The following is a 4419-nucleotide window of genomic DNA, read 5'->3' as shown; positions in this document are numbered from 1 at the left end:
GACAGGCCTACTGCCTACTGCCTACTGCCTACTGCCTACTGTTAGCCCAAATCACGGAGCACCACTATGACGATCGCCTTCATCGGCCTAGGGAACATGGGCAATCCGATGGCCGCCAACCTGGTCAAGGCGGGGCATGCGGTGAATGGTTTCGACCTTGTGCCGGAGAACCTCAACGTCGCCAAAGAACAAGGCGTGACGATCATGGCGAATGCCTTGGCCGCGGTGAAGGATGCCGACGTGGTGATCACCATGTTGCCTGCGGGCAAGCATGTGCTGTCGGTCTATGAGGACATAGCGCTCAAGGCGAAAAAGGGCGCACTATTCATCGATTCCTCGACCATCGACGTCGAGTCAGCCCGCAAGGCCCATGCCGTCGCCAGGAAGCACGGGCTGTCGTCGATCGATGCACCGGTCTCGGGCGGCACCGGCGGTGCCGCGGCCGGCACGCTGACCTTCATGGCCGGAGGCTCCGATGACGCCTTTGCAACTGCCGAGCCGATCCTGAAGCCGATGGCCGGTCGCATCGTCCATTGCGGCGGCGACGGCGCCGGCCAGGCGGCAAAGATCTGCAACAACATGATCCTCGGCATTTCGATGATCGGTGTCGCCGAAGCCTTCGTGCTGGCGGAAAAGCTCGGCCTGTCACACCAGGCGCTGTTCGACGTCGCCTCGACCTCCTCCGGCCAGTGCTGGTCCTTGACCACCTACTGCCCGGTGCCCGGGCCGGTGCCGACTTCGCCCGCAAACAGGGACTACAACCCAGGATTTGCAGCGGCACTGATGCTGAAAGACCTGAAATTGTCCCAGGAAGCCGCGCATGGTGCGGGTGCTGTAACGCCGCTTGGTGCCGAAGCAGCCCAGCTCTATGCCTTGTTCAACGCCCAGGGACATGGCGGGGTCGATTTCTCCGGCATAATTAATTTTCTCAGGGGTAACCCAGCGTAACCCCCGGATTTTTCCGGTTTCCTTGGGTGGAAAAAGTGCAAATTTAGATTTGCTTAAGCTCTCGATAACTCCGCGGTAACGATGTCCCTATAAAACGGACTGCGAGGCGGACATATCTCATCCGCCCGGCGCTCCGGATCAGGTCTCGCGTACCGGAGCCCGTAAGTTTCGACAAGTGCCATAAGTTTCGCAAAGTGTTTGCGTAGCGAAGCGCCATGCGTATCTGGCAAAGCCGCGTTCCTGATGGAGCGCGGTTTTTGCATTTTGCCCTGCAGCACGTTTTGAGACATCGATAACCCGGAACTGTACTCCGGGATGCCTCACATGCGCCCGCGGGCGCCTTCCGGATCATAGGGCGAGTCGGCGATCACCTTGGCCGCGCGGCGCTCGCCGAGGATGGACACCTCGAGCTCGGTGCCGGGCGACACAAGTGCCAGGGGCAACAGCGCAAGTGCGATGTCGTGACCGAAAGTGTAGGAGTAGCCCGCCGAGGTGATGTGGCCGACGAGCTCGCCTTCGCGGTAAACGCCCTCGAAGGCGAACGCGCTCGCACCATCCGTATCGATCGACAACGTGGCGATCCGGCGTGTCACCTGCTTCTGTTTTGCGACCAGTGCCGCGCGGCCGATGAAGTCCCCTTTGTCGAGGCTGATGAATCGGTCGAGGCCGCTTTCCCAGGCTGACAATTCGGGGTTCATGTCGCGATACATGGCGCGGTAGGATTTATCGAGACGAAGCGATTCCAGCGCTTGAAGTCCGGCCAGCCTCAGCCCGTGTGCCTCTCCCGATGCCAGGAGCGCATCCAGCAAATGCCGCTGATAGCAGAGAGGATGATAGAGTTCCCATCCCAGTTCGCCCGAATAGTTGACGCGCAGGAGCCGTACGTCGCTGGCCATGCCGACGGTGCCGGACTGCACGCTGAACCATGGAAAGGCTTCATTGGAGAGGTCGATCTCCGTCAGCGGCTGCAATATGTCGCGCGCCTTCGGCCCCACCACCGTGAAGCTGCCGCGATCCTCCGTGACGTTGCGCAGATGCACGCTGCCGTCCTTCGGCAACAGCCGGCTGAGATCGTCAAGGTTCCAGCGCTCGGCGCGCGGCGTCGATATGAGATAGAACAGCTCGCTCTGCAGCCGCGCCACCACATATTCGGCCTGCACGCAGCCGGCCGGCGTCAGGTGATGGGCAAGAGCTACGCGACCGGGACGAGGCAGCCTGTTGGCCAGGATTCCGTCGAGCCAGTCCTTGGCGCCCGGCCCGCTAACCTCGAACTTGGTCATGGGAGTCATCTCGACCAGCCCAACGGCCTGGCGGACAGCCTGAACCTCCGCGGCGACGTGGTTCCCTTTGGGGGTCCAGCGCCAGCTGTAGACATTGCGCGCTTCGACACCGGCAGGCGCAAACCAGCTCGGCATCTCCCAGCCGTTCAACACGTCCCACACCGCGCCGAGCTGGCTTAGGCGATCATAGGACGGGGCCGTTTTCTGCGGTCGCGCCGCCGGCATGTCCTGGCCAGGATAGTGCTGTGCGGCGTGGGTGCCCCAGGCTTCCCGGACCTTTGCCCGGGTCCAGTTTTTGTTTGCATAGTGGCCGAACCGACGGGGATCCAGCTCCGTCGTGTCGATGCTGTTGCCGCCCTCCACGATCCGTTCGGAGAGGTAATAGCCAATCGCACCGCCCCAAAGGATGCCTCCCGGCACCCCTTCGGCGAGCCAGACATTCTCCAGACCCCACGCCTGTCCCATCAGCGGCAGTTCATCGGCCGTCATCTGGAAAGGTCCTCGCACATTCCGCTTGATGCCGGCGCGTCCGAGCGCGGGGACCAGTTCGGTCGCACGTTCCCAGTTCCAGGACACGGCATCGAAATCCTCATCGAGCAGATCGGCGCCGAACCATTCCGGGACGCCGTTTTCAGCGAACAGCTTGAGCTGCTCGGTGCGCTCGTAGGGACCGAACATCAGCCCGTCGCCTTCTTCGCGCAGATAGCCCTCGTAACCCTCGTCCCTGAGGATCGGCATTTCCGGAAGACCAAGCCGCTTGCGTTCCACAATTTCGGGGACCGCCTCGGTGATCCAGTACTGATGCAGGATCGGGATCGCGGGAATGTCCAGGCCAAGCATGGCGCCGGTCTGGCGGGCGTAATTGCCTGTTGCAAGGATGACATGTTCACAGACGATCTCGCCGCGTGAGGTCTTGACCCTCCACTCGCCGCTCGGCATGCGTTCGAAGCCCACAACCTCGGTATCGAGATGGATCTTCGCGCCACGGTCGCGTGCACCCTTGGCCATGGCCTGGGTGACATCGGCGGGTGCAATGTGGCCGTCATCGGGATGATAAAGGGCACCCAGCATGCTGTTGTTGTCGAGCAGCGGCCAGATTTCTCGCGCTTCCGCGGGCGATACGATCCGGGCCCGCACACCCTGGACCTCGGCAACGTCCATGTAGCTTCTGTACTCGTCCAGCCTGTCGCGCGTGTTGGCAATGCGCAGCTGGCCGCATTTGTGCCAGCCGACGTTCTGGCCCGTCTCCGCCTCCAGCCCCTCATAGATTTCGATCGACCTGGCGATCATGCGGCCGACATTGCGGCTGCGCGCGTAAGAAGGGATGAGCCCCGCGGCATGCCATGTCGACCCGGCCGTAAGCTGCGTTCGCTCCAGCAATGCCACATCGGTCCAGCCGCGCTTTGCCAGGCCGTAGAGAATGCCTGCACCCACACAGCCGCCACCGACCACGACCGCACGAAAGGAACTCACCATATGCGCGTGCCCTTGTATGAAATTGCCACCGGTCCACATGAACGCATGCGCATACTGTCAGACAGCATCCGGCTTTTCAGCATATTTCCTTGTCTGGAACGCAGCAGTGGTCACCCGACTGTTGGGCCACAAAGCCGGCCGAACTGTCAGCCTTCGCGCCCGCGTTTAGGCTGCTTCTTTGCGTTTTGCCCTGCTATATTCCGATTGCAGCATTCGGGATCGGGACATGATCTTCGTTGATCAGCACGATCGGCGCGTCGGCTCCTTCGACCCTGACGACCAGCAGGCGCAGGCTCCATGTGCCGGCTGTCCGGACAGCGGTCGAGTAGGCCGTGCCCTTGCCCTTGGCGCCGTGGACCGGAATGCCGAACTGGGCGTCGCCGGCCCCATTCGCATTGACGTTGAGATGGCCGCCGACCCAGAAACTGTCGGTCAAATCATCACCCAACGCCGCCTTGACGCGGTCGTCGGCGCGAAGCCTGTCCATCGTCATGTGGTAGGCATCGCTGCCTTTCAGGACGTAGGGAATGCTGCCCACCATCGTCGCGCAGCCGCCAATCCCGACAACCCAGACGGCAAGGCCGGCGATTGCCCAGTTGCGTTGCGTCTTGCGAAACTGTTCCGCGTCGCGCCAGGCGCGGTTCTGCCAGGCCCAGCGGCTGCCGCGTGCGCCCAGCACGATGATCATGATGATGTTGACGACAGGGATCAGCGC

Annotated in this window: 3 protein-coding genes; 1 reads left to right on the top strand and 2 read right to left on the bottom strand. The window is 62.2% G+C overall.

Features of this window, described 5'->3' with window-relative positions; all coding sequences use genetic code 11:
- Window positions 1-66 precede the first annotated feature (66 nt).
- Window positions 67-948 carry a 3-hydroxyisobutyrate dehydrogenase gene (gene mmsB, locus EN939_RS22605; RefSeq protein WP_127269795.1) on the top strand — a complete coding sequence of 294 codons (882 nt, stop codon included), beginning with the start codon at window positions 67-69 and terminating at the stop codon, window positions 946-948.
- A 320-nt stretch (window positions 949-1268) separates the two neighbouring features.
- On the opposite strand, the gene EN939_RS22600 is transcribed toward mmsB, so the two are convergent.
- Both EN939_RS22600 and EN939_RS22595 read right to left on the bottom strand, forming a co-directional pair.
- Entirely contained in the window at window positions 1269-3704 is a 2436-nt protein-coding gene (locus tag EN939_RS22600) for a GcvT family protein (protein ID WP_127269793.1), read from the bottom strand.
- Window positions 3705-3897: 193 nt separating this feature from the next.
- Window positions 3898-4419 (bottom strand): cytochrome c oxidase assembly factor Coa1 family protein (locus tag EN939_RS22595; protein WP_127269791.1); only part of this gene is annotated, 522 nt, incomplete at its 5' end.

Origin of the sequence: Mesorhizobium sp. M7A.F.Ca.CA.002.05.1.1 (assembly GCF_003998335.1) — a bacterium.
Taxonomy (GTDB): domain Bacteria; phylum Pseudomonadota; class Alphaproteobacteria; order Rhizobiales; family Rhizobiaceae; genus Mesorhizobium.
The sequence above is the reverse complement of the archived record's forward strand: the minus strand, read 5'-3'. Positions and strand labels throughout refer to the sequence as shown.